At 72.3% G+C, this 21,288-nt stretch carries 18 protein-coding genes and 1 pseudogene; 11 read left to right on the top strand and 8 right to left on the bottom strand.

Annotated elements, in window-relative coordinates; all coding sequences use genetic code 11:
* The first annotated feature begins 755 nt into the window (after positions 1-755).
* Positions 756-1,859, top strand: a complete 1,104-nt coding sequence (locus AAT21_RS13275) for a GNAT family N-acetyltransferase (protein ID WP_046776794.1) — start codon at positions 756-758, stop codon at positions 1,857-1,859.
* Between the two features lie 577 nt (positions 1,860-2,436).
* Here the strand turns inward: AAT21_RS13275 and argG are convergent.
* Positions 2,437-3,888 (bottom strand): argininosuccinate synthase, encoded by a 1,452-nt coding sequence (gene argG / locus AAT21_RS13270; RefSeq protein WP_046776793.1) that lies wholly within the window; start codon positions 3,886-3,888, stop codon positions 2,437-2,439.
* A gap of 17 nt (positions 3,889-3,905) precedes the next feature.
* Positions 3,906-5,177, bottom strand: coding sequence for a PP2C family protein-serine/threonine phosphatase (locus tag AAT21_RS13265; RefSeq protein ID WP_046777351.1), 1,272 nt, complete (start codon positions 5,175-5,177; stop codon positions 3,906-3,908).
* A 91-nt stretch (positions 5,178-5,268) separates the two neighbouring features.
* On the opposite strand from AAT21_RS13265, the gene AAT21_RS13260 reads away from it, so the two are divergent.
* From AAT21_RS13260 to AAT21_RS13245, 4 genes are all read left to right on the top strand, one after another.
* A complete protein-coding gene (locus AAT21_RS13260) occupies positions 5,269-5,625 on the top strand; it encodes a hypothetical protein (RefSeq protein WP_235438879.1) in 357 nt (118 codons plus the stop codon).
* Positions 5,626-5,675: 50 nt separating this feature from the next.
* On the top strand, positions 5,676-6,392 hold the full coding sequence (locus AAT21_RS13255) for a hypothetical protein (RefSeq protein ID WP_046776792.1): 717 nt from the start codon (positions 5,676-5,678) through the stop codon (positions 6,390-6,392).
* Positions 6,393-6,483: 91 nt separating this feature from the next.
* Positions 6,484-6,822: a PadR family transcriptional regulator gene (locus AAT21_RS13250; RefSeq protein ID WP_046776791.1), complete on the top strand. Its 339-nt coding sequence runs from the start codon at positions 6,484-6,486 to the stop codon at positions 6,820-6,822.
* Positions 6,819-7,712 carry a hypothetical protein gene (locus tag AAT21_RS13245; protein ID WP_046776790.1) on the top strand — a complete coding sequence of 298 codons (894 nt, stop codon included), beginning with the start codon at positions 6,819-6,821 and terminating at the stop codon, positions 7,710-7,712. The genes AAT21_RS13250 and AAT21_RS13245 overlap by 4 nt, the downstream gene beginning before the upstream one ends.
* 53 nt (positions 7,713-7,765) lie before the next feature.
* Here AAT21_RS13245 and AAT21_RS13240 read toward each other — a convergent pair whose 3' ends face one another.
* From AAT21_RS13240 to AAT21_RS13225, 4 genes are all read right to left on the bottom strand, one after another.
* On the bottom strand, positions 7,766-8,554 hold the full coding sequence (locus AAT21_RS13240) for a class I SAM-dependent methyltransferase (protein WP_046776789.1): 789 nt from the start codon (positions 8,552-8,554) through the stop codon (positions 7,766-7,768).
* Between the two features lie 304 nt (positions 8,555-8,858).
* The gene (locus AAT21_RS13235; RefSeq protein ID WP_046776788.1) at positions 8,859-9,701 is read right to left on the bottom strand and encodes a dienelactone hydrolase family protein; all 843 of its coding nucleotides are present in this window, start codon (positions 9,699-9,701) and stop codon (positions 8,859-8,861) included.
* Positions 9,702-9,789: 88 nt separating this feature from the next.
* A complete protein-coding gene (locus tag AAT21_RS13230; RefSeq protein WP_079025599.1) occupies positions 9,790-12,228 on the bottom strand; it encodes a SpoIIE family protein phosphatase in 2,439 nt (812 codons plus the stop codon).
* Entirely contained in the window at positions 12,225-16,244 is a 4,020-nt protein-coding gene (locus AAT21_RS13225; RefSeq protein WP_046776787.1) for a HAMP domain-containing protein, read from the bottom strand. The genes AAT21_RS13230 and AAT21_RS13225 overlap by 4 nt, the downstream gene beginning before the upstream one ends.
* 342 nt (positions 16,245-16,586) lie before the next feature.
* On the opposite strand from AAT21_RS13225, the gene AAT21_RS13220 reads away from it, so the two are divergent.
* Positions 16,587-17,024: an ATP-binding protein gene (locus AAT21_RS13220; protein WP_046776786.1), complete on the top strand. Its 438-nt coding sequence runs from the start codon at positions 16,587-16,589 to the stop codon at positions 17,022-17,024.
* Positions 17,025-17,073: 49 nt separating this feature from the next.
* Here AAT21_RS13220 and AAT21_RS13215 read toward each other — a convergent pair whose 3' ends face one another.
* Positions 17,074-17,418, bottom strand: coding sequence for an STAS domain-containing protein (locus AAT21_RS13215; protein ID WP_046776785.1), 345 nt, complete (start codon positions 17,416-17,418; stop codon positions 17,074-17,076).
* Between the two features lie 237 nt (positions 17,419-17,655).
* On the opposite strand from AAT21_RS13215, the gene AAT21_RS13210 reads away from it, so the two are divergent.
* The 4 genes from AAT21_RS13210 (at position 17,656) to AAT21_RS13195 (ending at position 20,538) form a co-directional block, all read left to right on the top strand.
* Complete coding sequence (locus AAT21_RS13210) at positions 17,656-18,582, top strand: SigB/SigF/SigG family RNA polymerase sigma factor (RefSeq protein WP_052757756.1); 927 nt, start codon at positions 17,656-17,658, stop codon at positions 18,580-18,582.
* Positions 18,583-18,592: 10 nt separating this feature from the next.
* Positions 18,593-18,925 (top strand): STAS domain-containing protein, encoded by a 333-nt coding sequence (locus tag AAT21_RS34445; RefSeq protein ID WP_052757755.1) that lies wholly within the window; start codon positions 18,593-18,595, stop codon positions 18,923-18,925.
* Positions 18,922-19,926, top strand: a complete 1,005-nt coding sequence (locus AAT21_RS13200; protein WP_046776783.1) for a sensor histidine kinase — start codon at positions 18,922-18,924, stop codon at positions 19,924-19,926. The genes AAT21_RS34445 and AAT21_RS13200 overlap by 4 nt, the downstream gene beginning before the upstream one ends.
* Positions 19,927-20,106: 180 nt before the next feature.
* Positions 20,107-20,538: an ATP-binding protein gene (locus tag AAT21_RS13195; protein WP_046776782.1), complete on the top strand. Its 432-nt coding sequence runs from the start codon at positions 20,107-20,109 to the stop codon at positions 20,536-20,538.
* Between the two features lie 39 nt (positions 20,539-20,577).
* On the opposite strand, the pseudogene AAT21_RS39845 reads toward AAT21_RS13195, so the two are convergent.
* Positions 20,578-20,703: pseudogene (locus AAT21_RS39845) on the bottom strand (VOC family protein); the annotation flags it as partial.
* 135 nt (positions 20,704-20,838) lie between these two features.
* On the opposite strand from AAT21_RS39845, the gene AAT21_RS13190 reads away from it, so the two are divergent.
* Positions 20,839-21,288 (top strand): SRPBCC family protein, encoded by a 450-nt coding sequence (locus AAT21_RS13190; protein WP_046776781.1) that lies wholly within the window; start codon positions 20,839-20,841, stop codon positions 21,286-21,288.

The raw sequence follows: 21,288 nt of genomic DNA, 5'->3' as shown, positions 1-21,288 counted from the left end.
ATTTCTCGACTCCCGAATGGACCGTCAGGTTGCGCGAGAAGTGATCATGTCCTGACGCCGATTCCCCGACAACACCGCGGCCTCAGAATCGGCCAGTGCCCAATGGGGCGGTATTCGGTCATGCGGCCCGGGCCTGCCCTGCGCCGGTTACGTTCAACGGCAGCTTCTCCTGCCCCCTGCCGCACGATCCGCGGCGCGCCCGGCACCGGGCGCCCCGGGAGTCCCGTGAATGGCCTGTGGCCGCGCTCAGTCGGGCCGAGGAATGTCATGCGCCGCCAGCAATACGCACTCCGGGAACTCCGGCCGGCGCCTGCGGAGTTCCCCTTCGGCGCGCCCACTGCCCGCCGGGAGGACCGCAGAATCCTCGCCACCGCCCCTGCGGTCCCCGGCCGTCCCGCCATCCGGAACCGCTCCGTCATGAGCCGTCGTCTTCCGCAAAACGGCTGACAAAGCCCTCTCCCCTGCAGGCACGGGGAACGAGCCGCGGCAGCTGAGGCGGGCGACGCACGGGCCGAGGCGGCAGACGTTCGGCCTGATGCGGCCGCCCGGAAAGTGCTCCGTCGCGGCGGCTCCGTCCACCGCTGCCTGATACTCCGACAGTCGTTTAACACCGTACGGGCGCCCTCGCACACCATGTCCGGCCCACCGCCAAGGGGCCGGGGACGGTGCGCGACCACGGCGGGACCGCAGCGCACAACTCGTGTGCCGGCAGTCGCCGAGGGCCCGGTGAGTTTTCCGACGAATCAGGAGCCGTAGTGACCGTTCAACACATCGACGTGATTCGCCCTGCCGAGCTGAGCCCGACCGACCTGGAGCTGTGGGGCGAGCTGCGTGCCAGTACGGCGCCGGAGGCCAACCCCTTCATGAGCCCGGAGTTCTGCCAGGCGGTCGGCCGTGTCCGGCAGGGTGCCAGGGTCGCGGTGGTGCGCCAGGACGGCGAGCCTGTCGGCTTCTTTCCCTTCGAGCGGGGCCGGTGGGGCCGCGGCCGTGCCATCGGCCTGGGTGTGTCCGACAGCCAGGGGGCCGTACTGCGCCCCGGGGTGTCCGTGGACCCGCACGAGCTCCTGCGGGCCAGTTCCCTGTCCGTCTGGGAGTTCAACCACCTCGAAAGTGGCCAGGACCTGTTCCTGCCGTTCGCCACGGGGCGGTTCGCCTCCCCCGTCATCGACATCGACACCGTCGGCGGATACGCCGGCTACGAAACCCTGCTCCGGGCCGGTTCCCGCAAGTTCCTGAAGGCTACGCGGGCGCAGGAACGCCGTCTTGCCCGGCAGGCCGGGCCGCTGCGGTTCGTGTTCGACGAGCGTAGTCCGGCGGTCCTGAAGACGCTGATGGCGTGGAAGTCCGCCCAGTACCGCCGGACCGGCCGGCGCGACCGGTTCGCCCAGGACTGGATCAACAACCTGGTGCGGATGCTCGCCACCACCCGGACACCGTCCTGCTCGGGCCTGCTGTCGGTCCTCTACGCGGGCGAGCGGCCCGTCGCCGCACACTTCGGTCTGCGCTCGCGCACCGTGCTGTCGTGCTGGTTCCCCGCCTACGACCGGGACTTCGCCACGTTCAGTCCCGGCCGCGTCCTCTACCTCCGCATGATCGAGGCGGCTGCCGCCGCCGGGATCGGCATGCTCGATCTCGGCAGGGGCGACGCCGCCTACAAGGACTCCCTCAAGACACGGGAGCTGACCGTGCACGAGGGTGCGGTGCTCCGGGCCGGGGCCGGGGCGGCCCTGCACTGGCTCAGCCACGAGCCGCCGCGTGCCGTCCGGGGGTTCGTACGTGAGCGGCCGCAGCTCAAGTCCGCGGCTCTGCGCACCCTGGCCATGGCCGGCAGGATGCGTGACCGGACACCCCGCCCGTGAGAGCGAAACCGGCAGTACGTCGCCGACGAGGCCGAGGGCATGCGGCGGCGGCACCGCCCACGCTGCGGGCAGATGAAGTCGGTGGCTGAGTGCGCACGTGCCGTCGTCGCCATCCGAGGTCGGGTGGCGGGCGGGGACGGCCGAGCGCGCCGAAAGGGGCGCGGACCAGGGTCCGCGCCCCTTTCGGTGGTGGACGGCCGCAGTGCCGACGGGATTTGAACCCGCGAGACAGTTGGGGGCAGGTCCGCCCCGTCCCCGTCAGTCGCCGTGGGCGGGACCCCGCCCACGGCGATCGCAATGGACCGCTCTGCCACGGCTCCGCGACCTACGGGGACGCGCGCACCCCCGCTGCGGTCAAGAGTAGGGACATCGTCCGCAGCACACGAATCCTTATCGGAGGGCAGCCGACAGGGCCACAGCGCGCGCTGCCCGCCACCGTGCGCATCGGCGACCGTCAGCCGAATCCCGGGGGCGGTGCCGGCCGGTTCGAGATCCAGTGCGGCACATGCCGACGGGCGGCGGGGGCGCGGCCCGGGGGCCGGGTGCGCTCCCGCCGCCCGGGGCGGAGGGCGGAGGGTCAGTCGGTGCCGAACTCCATCGCCGCGCGGTCGAGCATCTGCTCGTCGTCGCCCTCGGCCCGGCCGCGGGAGGCGATGACCTCGGCGCCGCCCTCCGGCATCGCGCCGATCAGGCCCGTCGAGGCGGCCTGGGCGGCCCCGATGAGCGTCTCGTGGGTGTTGCCGACGATGCCGAGGGCCGCGTACTGCTCCAGCTTGGCGCGCGAGTCGGCGATGTCGAGGTTGCGCATGGTGAGCTGGCCGATCCGGTCCACCGGACCGAAGGCCGAGTCCTCCGTGCGCTCCATGGACAGCTTGTCCGGGTGGTAGCTGAACGCCGGGCCCGTGGTGTCCATGATCGAGTAGTCCTCGCCGCGCCGAAGCCGCAGGGTGACCTCGCCGGTGACCGCCGCGCCGACCCAGCGCTGGAGGGACTCACGGATCATCAGTGCCTGCGGGTCCAGCCAGCGGCCCTCGTACATGAGGCGGCCGAGCCGCCGGCCCTCGTTGTGGTACTGCGCGAGGGTGTCCTCGTTGTGGATCGCGTTGACGAGACGCTCGTACGCCGCGTGCAGCAGCGCCATGCCGGGGGCCTCGTAGATGCCGCGGCTCTTGGCCTCGATGATCCGGTTCTCGATCTGGTCGGACATGCCGAGGCCGTGCCGGCCCCCGATGGCGTTGGCCTCCATCACCAGGTCCACGGCGGAGGCGAACTCCTTGCCGTTGATCGTCACCGGGCGGCCCTGGTCGAAGCCGATGGTGACGTCCTCGGCGGCGATCTCCACCGCGGGGTCCCAGAACCGCACGCCCATGATCGGCTCGACGGTCTCGACACCGGTGTCGAGGTGCTCCAGGGTCTTGGCCTCGTGCGTGGCGCCCCAGATGTTGGCGTCGGTGGAGTACGCCTTCTCGGTGCTGTCGCGGTAGGGGAGGCCGTGGGCGAGCAGCCACTCCGACATCTCCTTGCGGCCGCCGAGCTCGGTGACGAAGTCCGCGTCGAGCCAGGGCTTGTAGATCCGCAGGTGCGGGTTGGCCAGCAGGCCGTAGCGGTAGAACCGCTCGATGTCGTTGCCCTTGAAGGTGGAGCCGTCGCCCCAGATCTGGACGTCGTCCTCGAGCATTGCCCGGACCAGCAGGGTGCCGGTGACGGCGCGGCCGAGCGGCGTGGTGTTGAAGTACGCACGGCCGCCGGAGCGGATGTGGAAGGCACCGCAGGTGAGGGCGGCCAGCCCCTCCTCGACCAGCGCGGCGCGGCAGTCGACCAGACGGGCGATCTCAGCGCCGTACGCCGAGGCACGGGCGGGCACCGACGCGATGTCGGGCTCGTCGTACTGACCGATGTCGGCGGTGTAGGTGCACGGGACGGCGCCCTTGTCGCGCATCCACGCGACCGCGACGGAGGTGTCGAGTCCGCCGGAGAAGGCGATACCGACGCGCTCGCCGGCGGGAAGGGAGGTGAGGACCTTAGACATAGGAAGAGTATGCAGGCTCACGCATGTTCATGCAATCCGGTGGGCGTGTCGGCCTGTCCTTCCAGGCGCAGCACGACCAGGACCGTGTCGTCGGTGACGCCGACAGGCGGTACCAGCTCGGCCAGGAGGGCGTCGGCGAGTACGGAGGGATCGGCGGCGCGGTGCCGGGCGAGGGCGTCGGCGAGCCGGCCGAGGCCGGTGTCGATGTCCTCGCGGCGGCGCTCGACGAGCCCGTCGGTGTAGAGCACGAGGACGGAACCCTCGGTGAATTCCGTACGGGCCTGGGGGCGCGGCGCGTGTTCGGGGCGGGCCCCGAGGGGCGGGTCGGTGGCCGCGTCGAGGAAGACGACGGTGCCGTCGGGGTCGCAGAGCGCCGGCGGGAGGTGGCCCGCACTGCTGTACGTGAGGTTCCGGCTGTTCCAGTCGATGAAGACCGAGACGGCGGTGGTGGACTCGGCTCCCGCGACGGAGCGGGCGTAGAGGCCGAGGGCCTCCAGGGCCTGGGCGGGGCCGTCGGCCACGAGCGAGGCGGCGGAGAGGGCGCTGCGCAGCTGCCCCATGACCCCGGCGGCGCCCAGCCCGTGGCCGACGACGTCCCCGACGGCGACGGCGGTGCAGCCGGGGGCCTCGACGAGGTCGTACCAGTCCCCGCAGACGTTCAGGGCCGCGGCGGCGGGGCGGTAGCGCACGGCGGCCTGATGGTGGGCGAGCGGGCTCGGTTCGGGGAGCATCGACTTCTGGAGGTGGAGCGCCACCTCCCGCTCGCGGGCGTGGGCCTGGCGCAGCCGCTCGTTGAGTTCCTGGAGCTCCCGGGCGCGGGTGTAGAGCTCGGACTCCAGGACCTGGGTGGCGTCCTCGCCGCTGCGGGCGCCCCGGGCCCGGATCAGCTCGGTGACCTCCTCCACGCGGTGCAGTACCAGCGCCACACTGCCGTCGGAGCTGAGGACAGGGACGTTGACCGGGCTCCAGTACCGCTCGTCCCAGACTCCCGGCTGCCGGGGGTCCTCGACGTCGTAGCGCTGCAGAGCCATGGCGTCGCGCTCCCCGGTGGCCACGACCCGCTCCATCGAGGCGCGCAGGTTCCGCGTGCCCGTCGCGGCGGCGTCGTTGGGGTTGTCGGGGAAGACGTCGAAGATGTGGCGGCCGATGAGCTCCTCGCGGGTGCGGCCGGCCACGGAGAGGTAGGCCGCGTTGATGTCCACGTAGACGAGTTCAGGGGTCAGCAGCGCGGCCGCGCCCGGCAGCGCGTGGAACACCGCCCGGTAGTCGATCCCGGATCCGTTCACGATCCACCTGTCCGTGTGCCTTCCGTCCCGCTCGTGGGGGTTCCTCCCACGATAGGCGCGGTCGCGGGAGGCGGCCCCGGCACGAGGGCCCGACGTGGGCCGTTCGGCTGCCGCCCCCGCCGGTCCCGGCGCGGCACCAGGGCCCGCGAGCCCGGTACGACCGGCCGCCCTCACCGACCCGGTGTGCCCGAAGCCCCTGGTGCCGGCGGACGGCACCATCCTGGTCCTCGACGCCGGGGTGCTGCGCGCCGTCGACCGCCGGCTGGCGGACACCGTTCTCGCCGAGCTGCTTCCGGTCGATCCGGACCGGACCTGGCTGTACCGCGGCGCGTTGCGCCGGACCGGCGACCGGCTCACCGTGACCCTCGCGGAACAGCACGAGGACCGGCCCGGCCGGCATGTCCTGAACACCTGGACACTCGCCCTGCGGCCCGGGCCGGCAGCCGTGTGATCATGTCCGTCTCTGCACAACCCGTACCACCAGCACCTCATGGGGGGACCATGCGCACCCGCACCATCACCACCGCCGCGACCGGCCTCGTCACCGCGCTCGCGGTGGCGTTCGCCCTGTCGGGCTGCAGCACCGCCCCGGACAAGAACCGAGCCGCCACGACGGGGCCGACGGCGTCCGCGCCGGCCCCGCAGGGCGGCGGCTCCGGGTTCGAGGGCCCGCGCCCGCAGGACCAGAACCTGCTGGCGTGGACCGGCGACCCCAACGACGCGGGCCACGTCACCGCCCAGTCCTCGGCGGGGGTCGGCGGCCGCATCACGCTGGTGCGGATCGTCCTGCGCGAGCAGATCACCTGGTCGAACATCTGGCTGGGGCTGGCCGGGCTGGACCCGAACGCCCAGCTGGCCAACTGCTACCTCGGTGTGTACGACGCCAAGGGCACGCTGGTCGGGTCCACCGCCGACATCTCGCCCCAGCTGATGACCGACGCCATCGCCAAGCCGCTGCCGCTCGCCAAGCCCTTCACCGCCGCCCCCGGCACGTACTTCATCGCCCTGCTGCTCAACGGCAACTGGGCCACCAACGCCCTCACCCTGAAGTCCACGGGCGCCGGCATCTCCGTCAACGCCGGGCTGACGCCGCCGAACCTGCGGTACAGCAGCATCCTGACCGGCCAGTCCTCGCTGCCCGCCACCGTGAACCTCGGCGAGCAGTCCCAGGCCACCATCAACACCGGCTGGGCCAGCCAGTGGTACGCCATCTCCTGACCGGGTGCCCCGCCGGCCTTCCCGAGAAGGCCCCCTGCCGGTCGTCATTCGCCCGGGCGACATATGCCGGTGGGTGACTTACCATGCGGGCATGAGTGATCGCGCGATGCAGGAACCGACCCTTCTCCTCCTGACCGCGCTCGCGGACGAGCCGCGCCACGGGTACGCGATCGCCCGGGAGGTGGAGCTGATCTCGGGCGGGCGCGTCAAGATGCGCACGGGCACCCTGTACGGGGCGTTGGAGCGGCTGCTGGGGCAGGGGCTGATCGAGGTCCACGAGGAGCAGATCGTCGACAGCCGGCTGCGGCGCACCTACAGCCTCACCGTCGCGGGACGGGAGAGCCTGGCCGCCGAGGCGGCGCGGATAGCCGCGACCGCCCGCGAGGCGGCCCGCCGGCTGGGCGTATCCGGCGAGACGGCCACGGCGTGAACGCTCGCCTGCTGCGCCTGTACCCGGCGGAGTTCCGCCGGGTCTTCGGTGACGAGATCGCCGAGGCCTACCGGGAGGCGACCGAGGGTGCGGGGCGGCTCACCCGGCTGCGGGAGGGCTGCGACATCGTGGCGCACGCACTGCGGCTGCGCCTGCGCGTCGGCTCCGCGCACCGCGGCGGGCGGCTCCTCGCGGCCGCGGCGCCCTTCGCGCTGGCCGCGCTGGGCGCACGCGCCGCGTTCCTGCTCGCCTCGACGCTGAACAACGCCTACGTCACCGGCCGGCCCGACGTCGAGGGTCCGATCGGCTACGCCCTCGTCGGCTGCAACCTGCTGACCCTGATCGGCGTCGTGGTGGCGCTCGGCGGCCAGTTCGCCGTCGGTGCGCGGTGCGCGTTCGCAGCCGTGGCCGGGACCTCGGCCTGCCTGATCGCCGTCTCGCTGCCGGGAGCCATGGAGATGCCGCTGGAGCATGCGGCGTATCTGGTGCCGCCCCTGCTGATCGCGGCGCTGCCGCTGGTGTGTCCTGCGGACCTGCGGCCGTCGCGCCGGGTCGGCGGCGCCGCGGGGCTGGTGGCGCTGCTGATGTGGGCGCCGCTGTCCGTGGTGATCCTCGCCCTGCTGGATGCGGGCGGGCTGGGCATGATCGAGCTCTGGCGGTTCGCCGTACCCGTCGTCGCCGCCCTCGTTCTGGCGGGCCGGACGGCCGTGTCGGGTGTCCGTACGGCCGGCCAGTTCGCGCTGGCCGTGGCGCCGTTCCTCGTCCTCGGCCACTTCTCCGGGGTGGTGAGCGAGGCGAACGCCGTCCCGTGCCTGGTACTGCTCACGGCCACGGGCCTGGGCGTTCGTCTGTGGCGCCGCAGGAACTCCGGTACGACGGGGCACGCCTGATCCGCTGTCCGCCGGCCCCTGCCCGACCCTGCTGCACTGCTGCCCTGCTGCCCTCAGGCATCGGCACCGACGGCGCTGATGCGGATCTTGGACTGGCCGTGGCCGAGCTCCTCCCAGTCCTCCATGAAACGCGCGGCCAGTCCGTGCCGGGCGGCGAGGTCGAGGAGGGTCTGGGTCCGGTAGTAGAAGTCCTCGCGCAGGACCTGGTGTTCGGTGCCGGTCGTGCGGTCGAAGGTGAAGTCGAAGTGACCGCCGGGGGCCAGGACACGGCCCACGTGGGCGAAGCATTCCTCGATCACCTCGATCGGCGAGTGGGAGAACACGCTGTGGGCGTGGACCACGTCGAAGTAGGCGTCCGGCAGGAAGTCCAGCGTCAGGTTCCTGGTGAGGGTCAGGTGCGGGACCTTGGCCTGGAGTCCCCGCTCGGTGAGCGTCTGCTTGGCGGCGATGAGGATGTCGGGCGAGATGTCGATCCCGTAGTAGTGGCCCGCGTCGAGGTAGTCGATGAAGCGCCAGCCGGCGCGCAGGTTGCCGCAGCCGATGTCCAGCATGCGGGCGCCGGGCCGCAGCCCGTGGCCGAGCAGGTAGTCGAACTGCATCTTCCCGAGGGCGAGCCAGCGTTCGTGGGTCTGGCTGCCGACGGCCGCCTCGGGGTTGCGGCGGGTGTCCGACGCCATCACCGCCCGGTAGTAGCTCACGTGGTCGGGGTGCTTGAAGGCCAGCCACCGGTCGCGCGCGGCGCGCTTGAGGTACGGGGCGATGCGGTGCGGGCGGCCGGCCGCGTAGCGGACCTTGTGGACGAGGGATTCCCGGTTGACGGTGAGGTTCTTCCTGGTGGCCATGAGCACTCCGTTTCGGTCGCAAGGTGAAATCCCGGCACGGCGGGCGGGATCCGCTGCCGTCCGGAAGGATCTTCACGACCCACCATACGTCGGTGACCGACATATACAAACCACTGGAGTGTGGTGAACGGACGAAGCCGCACCGGGCGCACGACGCGCGACCCGGATACGGGTTGGTGCGGATGACGGGGGCGGGGGGCGCGGCGGATCGCCGTTTTATGGTGATCTGTCCAAGATTGCCACTCCCCCGGCCGTCCATGTGGCGACGCGCGCACACTTCGGCGCGCCGGTGGCGTTCGCGGCGTCAGTTCGCCGGGGCGGGGCGCTCTTCCAGGAGGAGGCGGGTGCGGAAGAGGTCGAGGACCGTGTCGAGCGCCTCGCGGGTGGGCCTGCCCGGTTCGTCGATCAGGTGCTCCGTCAGGACGGAGTGCGGCGGCAGGGCGCTGTCGGGGTTCGCGTCGCCGTCGTCGAGCTCGACGGCGACGAAGGCCTCGCCGAGTTCGCGCCGCAGGGACGCGAAGCGGTCGGCCGGGACCAGCCGGTCGCCCCGGAAGCGCAGCCCGAGGACCTGGAGCCCCTCGCGCTCGCAGCGCCCGCGGACCACCGCGAGGTCCTCCGGGCTGATGTCGATGGCGGCGGCGCGACCGGGCGTGCAGGCCAACGGCAGCGAGGGCTGCGAAAGGACCGGCGCGACCAGGCGTTCGTCCGTGGCCATGGCCAGCGCGAAGCCGCCGGTCAGGCACATGCCGACAGCGCCCACGCCCGGGCCGCCGCACCGCTCGTGCTCGGCGGCGGCCAGGGCCCGCAGCCACCCCACGACGGGGGAACTGCGGCCCGTGGCCAGCAGGGTGAACTCCCGGCTGACGCAGACCCTCCACATGGTGGACGCCATGTAGCGGCCGCTGCTCGCCCAGCCGACGGCGCGGGGGTCCGGGTCACGGCCGGGCTCGCCGAAGAGGACCGGGAGCACGGCGGTGCAGCCGGCCGCGGCCACCCGTTCGGCGAACTCCAGCACCTTGGGGGTGATGCCCGGGATCTCCGCCATGACGATCACGGCGGGGCCCGTGCCCGCCCGCAGTACGTGGCGGGTCGCGCCGTCGTGGGTGAACGAACCCTCGGTGAAGCCGGTCAGGTCGTGGTTCGGCACGTGCCCGTTCCTTCCGTCGGCGCTTCTGGACCGCGCTCAAGTTACCGGCAGGTACGGCATGGTGGTCAACCCTCCCGGGGGACGGCCGTCAGCCCACCTGGATGCCGATCACGCAGGTGTCGTCGTCCGTGTCCGACCGGCTTCCGGCGAGGAGGCGGTCCAGCCGCGCGTCCAGGTCCCCGGCTCCGGCGGCCGCCGCGTTCACGAGGTGTCCGAGCGAGTCCTGGACCGAGGAATCCCGCCGCTCCACCAGTCCGTCCGTGAACATCAGCAGCGTGTCGTCGGGTTCGAGCCGCACCTCGCGCTCGCCGTACACGACATCGGGCAGGGCGCCGAGGAGCAGGCCCTCGATGAGCGGGAAGGCCTCGGCCCCGCCGCCGCGGACCAGTACGGGCGGCAGGTGGCCCGCGCGCGCCCAGCGCAGCACCCGCGTGCTCGGGTCGTAGAGGCCGCACACGGCGGTGGCGGTCACGTGTTTGGCGAGGTTGTGGGTGACCGTGTTGAGCCAGGACAGCAGCTGGCCCGGGCCCGCGCCGGTGACGGCCAGGCCGCGCAGGGCGTTGCGCAGCACGACCATGCCGGTGGCGGCCTCGATGCCGTGGCCGGCGACGTCGCCCACGGACAGCATGATGAGACCGGAGGGCAGGACCACGGTGTCGTACCAGTCGCCGCCGACGAGCGACTCGGTCTCGGCCGGCCGGTAGCGGACGGCGACCCGCATCCCCGGGGCCTCGACGGCCGGTGGTGTCACCGGCATGATCGCGTGCTGGAGCTGGAGGGCCAGCCGGTTGCGTTCGGCGGACTCGGCCTCGGTGTGGGCGAGCTGGTCCCTGGTCGCGGCCAGCGCCACCTCGGTCCAGTGCTGGGCAGAGATGTCCTGGTAGGCGCCGCGTACGGCATGCAGCCGCTGGTCCGCGTCGAGGACGGGCTCGGCGACCACCCGGATGTGGCGGGTGATGCCGTCGGGCCGCTGGAGACGGAAGTTGACGGAGGACGGGCGTCGGTGGCGCAGCAGCGCCCGCAGGAAGCGGCCGAGGGCGGCGGAGTCGTCCGGATGGGCGTGGCCGGGCAGTTCGCGCAGCCGTACGGGGGGTGCGGTGGCCGGGAGTCCGTGGAGTGCGTAGAGCTGTGCGTTCCAGGTGGTCTCGCCCGTGGCCAGGTTCTCCTCGAAGCCGCCGATGCGGCCCAGGCGCTGGGCGTGCTGGAGGAGGTTGGCCAGCCGGGCCGTCTCGTCCTCGATCCGCCAGATCAGGAGTACGGCGGCGCCGTGGCGGCTGACGCTGATGTCGGCGACCGAGGTGAGCGGGATCTGGTCGACCAGCGCGGTCAGGCTCATGCGTTCGGCACGGAACGGCTCGCCGGTCGCGTGGACGCGCTCGATGATGTCGAACAGCCCGTTCTCGGCGGCGGCCATCGGGTAGGCCTCCAGCAGCAGCGCACCGTTGACGTCGCCCCGCGGTCGTCCCACGGGGTCGACGAAGCGGCTGCCGGCGTGCCGGATCCTGAAGTCGCTGAGGCGGCCCTCGGGGTCGAGGACCGGGGTGAGCACCACGGCGGGGTCCTGGAGCCCCTCGGCGAGGTCGATGAGTTCGGCGACGTCGGGGAGCACCGCGTCGACGGCCGTCGGGTCGACCGGCGGCGCCGCGTCCATGGTGCGGGCGCACAGTTCGGCGAGGGCTTCGACCTGGCGTTCGATCTGTGGTGGCTGCGGCGCCAGGGGCTGCGGCCAGCAGATCTCCAGGACGCCGTGGATCCGTCCGCCCGTCCCCGTCGGTACGGCCATCCGTCCGCCGTCCGGCCACTGGAGGTGGCCGACGGAGGGCAGCCCCGCGCGCCCCAGGCGGGGCAGGGTCACCAGCCGGCGTTCCCGCAGTGCTAGACCGGCGACGGTGGAGACCCCGGGAGGTACGTGACGCCAGCGGACGGCCTCCCTGGACGGGAACCCGGCGTGGCCGGCGAGGGCCAGCGAGCCGTCGGGCACGGCGGTCCAGACGGCGACGGCGACCGCTCCCAGCGGCCCCAGGGCATTGGTCAGCAGGGACTCGGCCACGGCCTGGGTGTCGGAGGCGGCGGCCAGCATGCCGCTCTCGGCGGTCCGCAGCCGGACCGAGACCGTGGCGTGTCCGGCGGTGTCGTCGTCGCCACCGGTACCGGTACCGGTTCGGGCGCCCTCGACGAACGCGGCGGCGATCTCGCTGACCTGGTCGCGGGAGGCCTGGTTGACGATGTCGGCGGCGAGTTCGAGGCGGGAGGTGCCGCTTTCCCGGCACAGGACGTCGAGCTGCCGGGCCGCCGCGGCCGGGGTGCAGTTCAGCTGCCCGATGAGGATGCCCTTGGCCAGTTCGACGAGTGCGCGGCCGTCGGCGGCCGCCTGCGCCTCCAGCACCTCCCGGCGGAGCCGTTCGACGGTGGCGACGAGACGGCCCAGCGGGGTCGGGGACTGGTCCGGGATGGCGCGGGCGCTCCGGCCGGCGCCCAGCGCCGACGGCGGGTGGACGGCGCCGTTGCGTGCCGTGTCCCCGCTCATCGCGTGAGCCAGTGCCGGACGCGGGCGATGAGGTCGTCGGCGTCCACGGGCTTGGTCACGTAGTCGCTGGCGCCGGCGGCGAGGCTCTTCTCCCGGTCCCCGGGCATCGCCTTGGCGGTGACCGCGATGATGGGCAGGGCCTCGTACGCGGGCATCCGGCGGATCTCGGCGGTGGCCGCGTAGCCGTCCAGTTCCGGCATCATCACGTCCATCAGGATCAGGTCGACGTCGGTGTTGCCGGTGAGGGCGTCGATGCCCTTGCGGCCGTCCTCGGCGTGCAGGACGCGCATGCCGTGCAGTTCGAGGACCCCGCTGAGGGCGAAGAGGTTGCGTGCGTCGTCGTCGACGACGAGGACGGTGCGTCCGGCGAGGTCGCCGTCGGGTACGTGGGCGTCCTGCGGCCGCCGGGCGTCCGCGTGCACGAGGGGCAGCACGTCCCCGGGCTGATCGGCGGACAGGTGGAGGGCGATGCGTTCGCGCAGCTCGTCCAGGCTGGACAGCAGCTCCACCCGGCGCGAGGCGGCCCGCTCCCGCAGGGCATCCTCGCGGCCGGTCCGGACCCGGGGGTTGTTGTGGGCGAGGACGGGGAGCGAGGAGAGGGCCGGATCGCCGTCGAGCGCGTCGAGGAAGCGCAGCGCCTCGCCGTCGGGCATGTCCAGTTCCAGGACGACGCAGTGGAACGCGTCGGACGCCAGGGCGGCCGCCGCCTCCCGCGAGCTCGTGGCGCCCACGACCTGGATGCCGCCGCGCTCCCCCGCCGCGTGGGGGTGGGGGGCGAAGTCGCGGTCGGCGCTCTCGGCGACGAGGGAGAGCAGACCGTTCGGCCGCTCCTCGATCACCAGCAGCCGGCGCGGGTGCCGCTGCGCCGGGAGGGCGGGGGTGTCCCGGCGGCCCGGGTCTCCCGCCTCGGACGTGCCCTCGGGGGCGGGCGGCACGACCGTGTCGCCGTCCGGGGCGTCCTCGTAGTCCGCGCGGCTGACCGGCAGGTAGAGGGTAAAGGTGCTGCCCTGGCCGGGGGTGCTCTCGGCCGTGACGGCCCCGCCGAGGAGCTGGGCGATCTCGCGGCTGATGGAGAGGCCGAGGCCGGTCCCGCCGTACTTGCGGCTGGTGGTGCCGTCGGCCTGCTGGAAGGCGCCGAACACGGACTCCAGCTGCTGCTCGGGGATGCCGATGCCGGTGTCCCGTACCCGGAAGGCCAGCATGGGGCCGCGCCGGGAGACCCCGGCGGGGATCTCGGGGGCGGTGGCCGGTTCGATGCGGAGCTCCACGCCGCCGCGTTCGGTGAACTTGACGGCGTTGGAGAGCAGGTTGCGCAGGATCTGGCGCAGCCGGGAGTCGTCGGTGAGCAGGTCGTCGGGGGCGTCGGGAGCGGTGGTGACGGTGAAGTCGAGGCTCTTCTGCGTGGTCATGGGGCGGAAGGTGGCGTCGACGTACTCCAGCAGCTGGGGCAGGTGCACCCGCTCGGGGTTGATGTCCATCTTGCCCGCCTCGACCTTCGACAGGTCGAGGATGTCGTTGATCAGCTGGAGCAGGTCGGATCCGGCCGAGTGGATGATGCCCGCGTACTCGACCTGCTTGGGGGTGAGGTTGCGGGTGGGGTTCTGCGCGAGCAGCTGGGCCAGGATGAGCAGGCTGTTGAGCGGGGTGCGCAGTTCGTGGCTCATGTTGGCCAGGAACTCCGACTTGTAGGTGGAGGCCAGAGACAACTGCTGCGCCCGGGCCTCCAGTTCCTGCCGGGCCTGTTCGATCTCCAGGTTCTTGGCCTCGATGTCGCTGTTCTGGCTGGCGAGGAGCGCGGCCTTCTCCTCCAGTTCGGCGTTGGAGCGCTGGAGTTCCTCCTGCTGGACCTGGAGTTCCTCGGATCGGGCCTGGAGTTCGCCGGTCAGCCGCTGGGACTCGCCGAGGAGTTCGTCCGTACGGGCGTTGGCGACGATGGTGTTGACGTTGCTGCCGATGGTCTCCATCAGCTGGGCGAGGAAATCCCGGTGGACGGGGGTGAAGGCGCTGAAGGAGGCTAGTTCGATCACGCCGAGGACCTGGTCGTCGACGACGATCGGCAGGATGATCAGGCTGCCGGGCGTGGTGTGGCCGAGCCCGGAGGAGATGATGTAGTCGCCGGGGACCCGGTCGGTCGCGATGATCCGGTGACTGCGGGCCGCCTGCCCGACGAGGGACTCCCCGAGGGCGAACCGCGTGCCCTCCTCGGTGTCCGCCGGACGGCCGTAGGAGCCGACGAGGGTGAGCACGGTGCCGCGGGGGCTGTCCTCGGCGAGGTAGAAGGCGCCGTACTGGGCGGCGACCAGCGGCGTCAGCTCGTCCATGACGAGTTCGGCGACGGCGGCGAGATCCCGGTGGCCCTGCATCAGGCCGGAGATGCGGGCCAGGTTGGACTTGAGCCAGTCCTGCTCCTGGTTGGCGCGGGTGCTCTCCCGCAGCGACCCGACCATGGAGTTGATGTTGTCCTTGAGTTCGGCGACCTCTCCGGAGGCGTCGACGGTGATCGAGCGGGTCAGGTCGCCCTCGGCGACCGCGCTGGCGACCTCGGCGATGGCCCGCACCTGCCGGGTGAGGTTCCCGGCCAGCTCGTTGACGTTCTCGGTCAGCCGCTTCCAGGTGCCGGAGACCCCTTCGACCTCGGCCTGGCCGCCGAGCCGGCCCTCGCTGCCGACCTCGCGGGCGACGCGGGTGACCTCGGCGGCGAAGGAGGAGAGCTGGTCGACCATGGTGTTGATGGTGGTCTTCAGCTCCAGGATCTCGCCGCGGGCGTCCACGTCGATCTTCTTGGACAGGTCGCCGTTGGCGACGGCGGTCGTGACGAGGGCGATGTTGCGGACCTGGCCGGTCAGGTTGTTCGCCATGGAGTTGACGTTGTCCGTGAGGTCCTTCCAGGTGCCCGCCACATTGGGGACCCGGGCCTGGCCGCCGAGGCGGCCCTCGGTGCCGACCTCACGGGCCACCCGGGTCACCTCGTCGGCGAACGCGGACAGCGTGTCGACCATCGTGTTGATCACGCCGGCCAGCGCGGCGACCTCACCCTTCGCCTCCACCGTGATCTTCTGCGACAGGTCGCCGCGCGCGACGGCGGTGGCGACCTGGGCGATCGATCTGACCTGTCCGGTCAGGTTGGACGCCATGACGTTGACGTTGTCGGTGAGGTCCTTCCAAGTGCCGGAGACCCCCCGGACGGTGGCCTGGCCGCCCAGATTGCCCTCGGTGCCGACCTCGCGGGCCACCCGGGTCACCTCGTCGGCGAAGGCGGACAGCTGGTCGACCATCGTGTTGATGGTCTCCTTCAGCTCCAGGATCTCCCCGCGGGCGTCCACCCGGATCTTCTGCGTCAGGTCGCCCTGGGCCACGGCGGTGGTGACCTCGGCGATCGAACGGACCTGGGCGGTGAGGTTGTCGGCCATGACGTTGACCGATTCCGTCAGGTCCTTCCAGGTGCCGGAGACGCCCTTGACGTCCGCCTGCCCGCCGAGCCGGCCCTCGGTACCGACCTCACGGGCCACCCGGGTGACCTCACCGGCGAACCCGGAGAGCTGGTCGACCATCGTGTTGATGGTCTCCTTCAGCTCCAGGATCTCCCCGCGGGCGGTGACGGTGATCTTCTGCGAGAGATCGCCCTTGGCCACGGCCGTCGCGACCTGGGCGATGGAACGCACCTGCGCGGTGAGGTTTCCGGCCATGAAATTGACCGAATCCGTGAGGTCCAACCAGGCGCCGCCGACCCCCGGGACGTCAGCCTGACCGCCCAGGGTTCCCTCGGTGCCGACCTCGCGGGCGACGCGCGTCACCTCGGAAGTGAACAGCGACAGCTGGTTGACCATCCCGTTGAAGACGGTGGCGATCTCCCCGAGCAGCCCGTCCGCCCCGTCGGGCAGCCGCGTACGGAAGTCCCCGTCCCGTACGGCGGTCAGCCCGGCCAGCAACTGGCGCAGCTCCGATTCACCGATCCCGCCGTCACCCGGCAACGCCGGTACGCCGCCCAGTGGATCCGCGCCCACCCGCTCGGCCATCCGTCACCCTCACTCTCGATACCAACCGCGCCGACACGCGGACAGGACAGGCGCCTGGAACCGGGGCATGCCGGAGTGCCCGGCTCCGCCGGGATCCGTCCCTGCCGCGGCACCGGTCCGGTGAAGGCTAACGCCGCCGGAGGTGCGATGGAGCACGGTCGATCACTCCGGGACGCGGCGCATCCGGAATCCGGGGAACGGGACGTGCCCGGAATCCCGACGATATCCGGCCCGAACTCACGTTCCCCGCGCGGTGCTTCGGAACTTCCAGGATGCCGGCGCCCGCTCCGGGTAGACGAACCTGCAGAGGACGGCACAAAGTAAGGAGAAGAGGTGAGGACATTGGCGGTCAAGGCAGTGGGCTGGGCCCGGTCGTTCCCGATCTCGGAGGGCGTCCGGGCGGCACGGAAGTGGACGTCGGAGCACCTGGCGACCCTGCCGTGGAACGCCTCGGCGGCCGACACCGTGCACTCCGTGCTGCTCTGCGTCTCCGAACTGGTCACCAACGCCCACCTGCACGCGGCATGCACCGCGCACCTGGTGCTGACCTGGGACGGCCGCTGCCTCCACGTCAGCGTCGCCGACGCCGATCCGCGGCTGCCCCACGCCCGGACCCCCGAGGGCGACGCGAGTGCCACCTCCGGCCGCGGGCTGGGCATCGTCACCGCGCTGGCCGATTCCCTGGACGTCCACGCGTGTCACGGCGGCAAGGCGGTCACCGCCTGCTTCCGGCCCGCGGGCGGACCGGACCCGCACGGAGTCGACCCGTGCACCGGCTGAGCCGGTCGCGGGCGGGGGACGCCCTGCTCGCACGCCGGTTCACGCCGGTTCACGCCGCGAGGGCGTCCTCGACGCTCGTGTGCAGGGAGAGGACGGTGTCGGCGCCGGTCACGGCGAAGAGCCGGCGCAACTGCTCGCCCGGGGCGGCGATGCGCAGCCCGGTGAGGTGGTGCAGTCGCAGCAGCAGGTTCAGGAAAGACGAGTCCCCGAAGGTGATGGACCCGGCGTCCAGAACCACCAGCGCGTGCCGTCCGGCGGCCGCGATGAGCGCCCCCTCCAGCGGCTTCAGCGTGTCCTGGTCCAGCTCCCCGTGGGCCGCCACCACCCAGCCGTCGCCCGCCGGGTAGCCCTCCCCCACCACGCCCGGCTGGTACGCGTCCCCGAATCCGCCCATGTCCGCCTCCACGGATCGCCGTCTGTTCGTCCTCGTCAAGGGAGTATGCCTGCTCACGACGATGACACCGCGCCCCCGGGTCGGCCGGGCACCCCCGGCGGCCGTCCGGTACGCGCCACGCGGAACGGTCCACGGAACAAGCCGCGGAAAACGAAGTCGCAGTCGGGTGTGTGGAAACGGAAAGTCGGGGCATGAGCGCCTCGGCAGCCGCAGTCAATCGGGAGGGAGCGGCCAACCATGTCTCGCTCGGCCACCGTTGTAGGCCCCGTTCGTACAACCGACGTGCACGTCCCGGTCCGTGACCGGGAGGACCCGGGAGTACCGGCGCGGGGCGAGGACCTTTCACGGGTGGAGAACGCCCGTGAGATGGCGCCCGGCGACGCGCGCGAGCTGTCGCGGCACTTCTTCCGGCGGCTGCAGGCTCTGGAGGAGGGCACCCGGGAGTACCAGTACACCCGCAACACCCTGATCGAGATGAACCTCTCCCTCGTGCAGTTCGCCGCACGGCGTTTCCGCGCCCGCGTGCTCGGCGGCGGCCTCGACATGGACGACATCATCCAGGTGGGAACCATCGGCCTCATCAAGGCCATCGACCGCTACGACCTCGACCGCGAGGTCGAGTTCTCCACGCTCGCCCTGCCGTACATCATCGGCGAGATCAAGCGGTACTTCCGTGACACCACCTGGGCCGTGCACGTCCCCCGCCGGCTGCAGGAACTCCGTACGGAACTCGCCAAGGCCCAGGAGGCGCTGACCGACGACCTCGGCCGGGCACCGACCGTCAAGGAGGTCGCCCGGCACCTGAAACTGTCCGAGGACGAGGTCATCGACGGGCTGGTGGCCGCGAACGGCTACACCAGCGGCTCCCTCGACGCCGCGAACACCGACGACGACGCGCCGTCCACCTCGAACCGGACGTCCCGGCCCCTGGCGGAACGCCTGGGCGACGTCGACCCCGCCATGGAACTCTTCGAGGACTTCCACACCCTCGCGCCCCTGCTGGAGCAGCTCGACGAACGCGACCGGCGCATCCTGCAGATGCGCTTCGGTGAGGACCGGACACAGGCCGAGATCGGCGCCGAACTGGGCATCTCCCAGATGCAGGTGTCCCGCCTGCTGTCCCGGACCCTGGCACGGCTGCGCACCGGCATGCTGACGGTGTAGGCAGCGCACCATGACGCCGAATACGGGCGCGCCGGCGCCGCTGACCGCCCTGCCGATGCCGGACCGCGCCGGCGCGCGCCTGAGCGGCAGCTGCGACCTCGACACCCGGCAGGCCCTGTCCACCGCCCTCGGCGTCGTGGCCGGGATCCCCGGCCCCGTCGTGCACCTCGACCTGTCCGCCGTCGTCTTCCTCGACCCGACCGCGGTCGCCGCCCTCGTACAGGCGTCGGCGGACCTCGGCGGGCAGGGACGGCGCCTGCTCCTCCACGACGCGCCGTACTCGCTCCGCAAGGTAGTGGAGATGTTCCCGGACGAGTGCGCCGCGCTGGAGGTCGCAGCATGATCACTGTTCCTGCGCCCGCCGGGCCGGGGGCCTTCGTCCATCCCGCCCTGTTCTACCGGGACCTGGCCGAGTACCTGTCGGGGGTGGGCGACTTCGTGCGCACCGCCCTCGCGGCCGACGAGCCGGTGCTCGTCGCCGTACCGGGACCGCGCCTGGACCCCCTGCGCGAGAGCCTCGGTACGGGCGGGGGAGCCGGGATCACCTGGACGGACATGACGGAGCTGGGCCGCAATCCCGGCCGGGTCCTGGCCGCCCTCCAGGAGTTCGCCGACCGGCACACGGGCCGGGCGGCCCGGATCGTCGGCGAACCGATCTGGCCGGGCCGCTCCCCCGCCGAGGTGCTGGAGGCCACCCGCCACGAGGCCCTCGTCAACACCGCCTTCGCCGGCCGGCCCGCCACGGTCCTGTGCCCGTACGACGTGGTCGGGCTGGCACCCGACGTGGTGAGCGACGCCCGGCGCACCCACCCGACCTCCATCGAGCGGGGCCGGGACCTGCCGAGCCCGGCCTACGCCGACGCCTCGGCCCTCGCGGCGGACCTGGACCGCCCGCTGCCCGAGCCCGCCGGCCCGGTGGCCCGGCTCGCCTACTCCCACGGAGGACTGGCGCAGGTGCGCGAGTACGCCGAGGAGTGGGCCCGCGGCACCGCCCTGTCCCCGGCCCGGCGCGGCGACCTGATCATGGCGATCAGCGAGGCCGCGGCGAACTCCCTCGCCCACGGCGGCGGGAAGGGCACGCTGCGCCTGTGGACCGTCGGCGGGCCCGCGACGCAGGAGCCGGAGGCCGTCGCGGGAGGCCCCGCGCGGGCCGTCACGGGAGTCGTCGCCGAGATCGAGGACGGCGGGCTCCTCGCCGACCCGCTGGCGGGGCGGCGCCGCCCCTCACTCGCCTCGGCCGACGGCGGCCGCGGGCTGTGGATGATCCACCAGCTCTGCGACCTGGTGGAGGTCCGCGCCACGGAGAGCGGCTTCACGCTGCGGCTGCATCTGGCCACGCGCTGAGACCGGCCGTCGCCTACAATGTCACGCGCCTGCCAGAGCGGCCACCAGCCGTCGGCGGTGCGTGGGCGGGCCCGTACATCGATCGTGCCCGCGCCGGGCATACGCCTGTGACAGAGACCAGTGTCGACGCGGGGGTGAGAGAGCTCAGTGGAGACCGTCGGAACGGAAACGGGTGATCCTGTGGGTGTCGGCCTTCCCGCCGCGGGGCAGCGCCGCCGGCTCGCCCTGTCGGGCGTCCGCGGCTCCGTGGCCAAGGGCCGCGACTTCACGCGCCAGGCCCTGCGGGACTGGGGCTGGGACGGAACCGAGACCGCCGAGGACACCCTGCTCCTCGTGTCCGAGCTGCTGACCAACGCGTCACTGCACGCGGACGGCTGCCACGAGCTCGTGCTCACGGCCGGGAAGGTGCTGCGCATCGAGGTGTGCGACGGCACGACGACGCTCCCCCGCCGCGATCCGGCACCGCGGCGCGGTGTCCCGGGCGGCCACGGCCTCCACATAGTGGAGCGCCTCTCCGACCGCTGGGGCACGGACGTCCACGCGGGTGGGAAGGCCGTCTGGGCCGAGATCGAGGTCGCCCGTCTGGTGTCCGGCAGGCCCACGGGACGATAGCCGGCGCCGGCCCTCGCCGGCCTCGCTCCGGCTGCCCCACGCGGACAGGTCGCCGTCGTCTGCGGCCGGCCCGGCCGTCGCGCCGAGCAGGTCCGCGTAGAAGCGGGCCAGGGGCTCGGGGTCGGCGCAGTCCAGGACGATCACGCTCGTCCTGAGTACGGTCATGCACCCGCGTGTGCCCTGCGTCGTCGGCCGTACACGCGCCGTGCGGGTGGTGCATGGGGCCCCCGGGGCCGGGTAGCCGCGCCTTCGGGACGTCCGGCCGGACGCCGCCAACCGCAGCGACAGGAAGGGGTGCGCATGTCGCACGTCGAGGAGTACGTCGAGGTCAATGTTCCGGTACGTACCGCCTACAACCAGTGGACTCAGTTCGAGCAGTTCCCCGCCTTCATGGAGGGGGTCGAGCGCATCGACCAGCGCGGCGACACGCTCACCCACTGGGTGACGAACGTGGGCGGGGTGCGGCGCGAGTTCGACGCGCAGATCACCGAGCAGGTCCCGGACCGGCGCGTCGCCTGGATGACGGTCGACGGTGAGGCCCGTCAGGCCGGCCTCGTCACCTTCCAGCCGATCGACGCGACCACCACCAAGGTCGTCCTGCACATGAACTGGGTGCCCGACGGCCTGGCCGAGGCCGCGGCCGACAAGCTCGGCTTCGTCAAACGCCAGGTCACGGGTGACCTGAAGCGGTTCAAGCTGTTCATCGAATCGCGCGGGGTCGAGACGGGCGCCTGGCGCGGCGAGGTCTGA

The organism is Streptomyces yangpuensis, assembly GCF_001005295.1.
In the GTDB taxonomy this organism is placed as follows: Bacteria; Actinomycetota; Actinomycetes; order Streptomycetales; family Streptomycetaceae; genus Streptomyces; species Streptomyces yangpuensis.
Note: the sequence above shows the minus strand (reverse complement) of the source record. Positions and strands in the feature narration are given on the sequence as shown.

Coding starts and splice junctions, on each gene's coding strand:
- argG (WP_046776793.1), bottom strand. CDS start 3,888: ATGTCTAAGGTCCTCACCTCCCTTCCCGCCGGCGAGCGCGTCGGTATC.
- AAT21_RS13255 (WP_046776792.1), top strand. CDS start 5,676: ATGCGCACCCGCACCATCACCACCGCCGCGACCGGCCTCGTCACCGCG.
- AAT21_RS13250 (WP_046776791.1), top strand. CDS start 6,484: ATGAGTGATCGCGCGATGCAGGAACCGACCCTTCTCCTCCTGACCGCG.
- AAT21_RS13240 (WP_046776789.1), bottom strand. CDS start 8,554: ATGGCCACCAGGAAGAACCTCACCGTCAACCGGGAATCCCTCGTCCAC.
- AAT21_RS13230 (WP_079025599.1), bottom strand. CDS start 12,228: ATGAGCGGGGACACGGCACGCAACGGCGCCGTCCACCCGCCGTCGGCG.
- AAT21_RS13225 (WP_046776787.1), bottom strand. CDS start 16,244: ATGGCCGAGCGGGTGGGCGCGGATCCACTGGGCGGCGTACCGGCGTTG.
- AAT21_RS13215 (WP_046776785.1), bottom strand. CDS start 17,418: ATGGGCGGATTCGGGGACGCGTACCAGCCGGGCGTGGTGGGGGAGGGC.
- AAT21_RS13210 (WP_052757756.1), top strand. CDS start 17,656: ATGTCTCGCTCGGCCACCGTTGTAGGCCCCGTTCGTACAACCGACGTG.
- AAT21_RS34445 (WP_052757755.1), top strand. CDS start 18,593: ATGACGCCGAATACGGGCGCGCCGGCGCCGCTGACCGCCCTGCCGATG.
- AAT21_RS13200 (WP_046776783.1), top strand. CDS start 18,922: ATGATCACTGTTCCTGCGCCCGCCGGGCCGGGGGCCTTCGTCCATCCC.
- AAT21_RS13190 (WP_046776781.1), top strand. CDS start 20,839: ATGTCGCACGTCGAGGAGTACGTCGAGGTCAATGTTCCGGTACGTACC.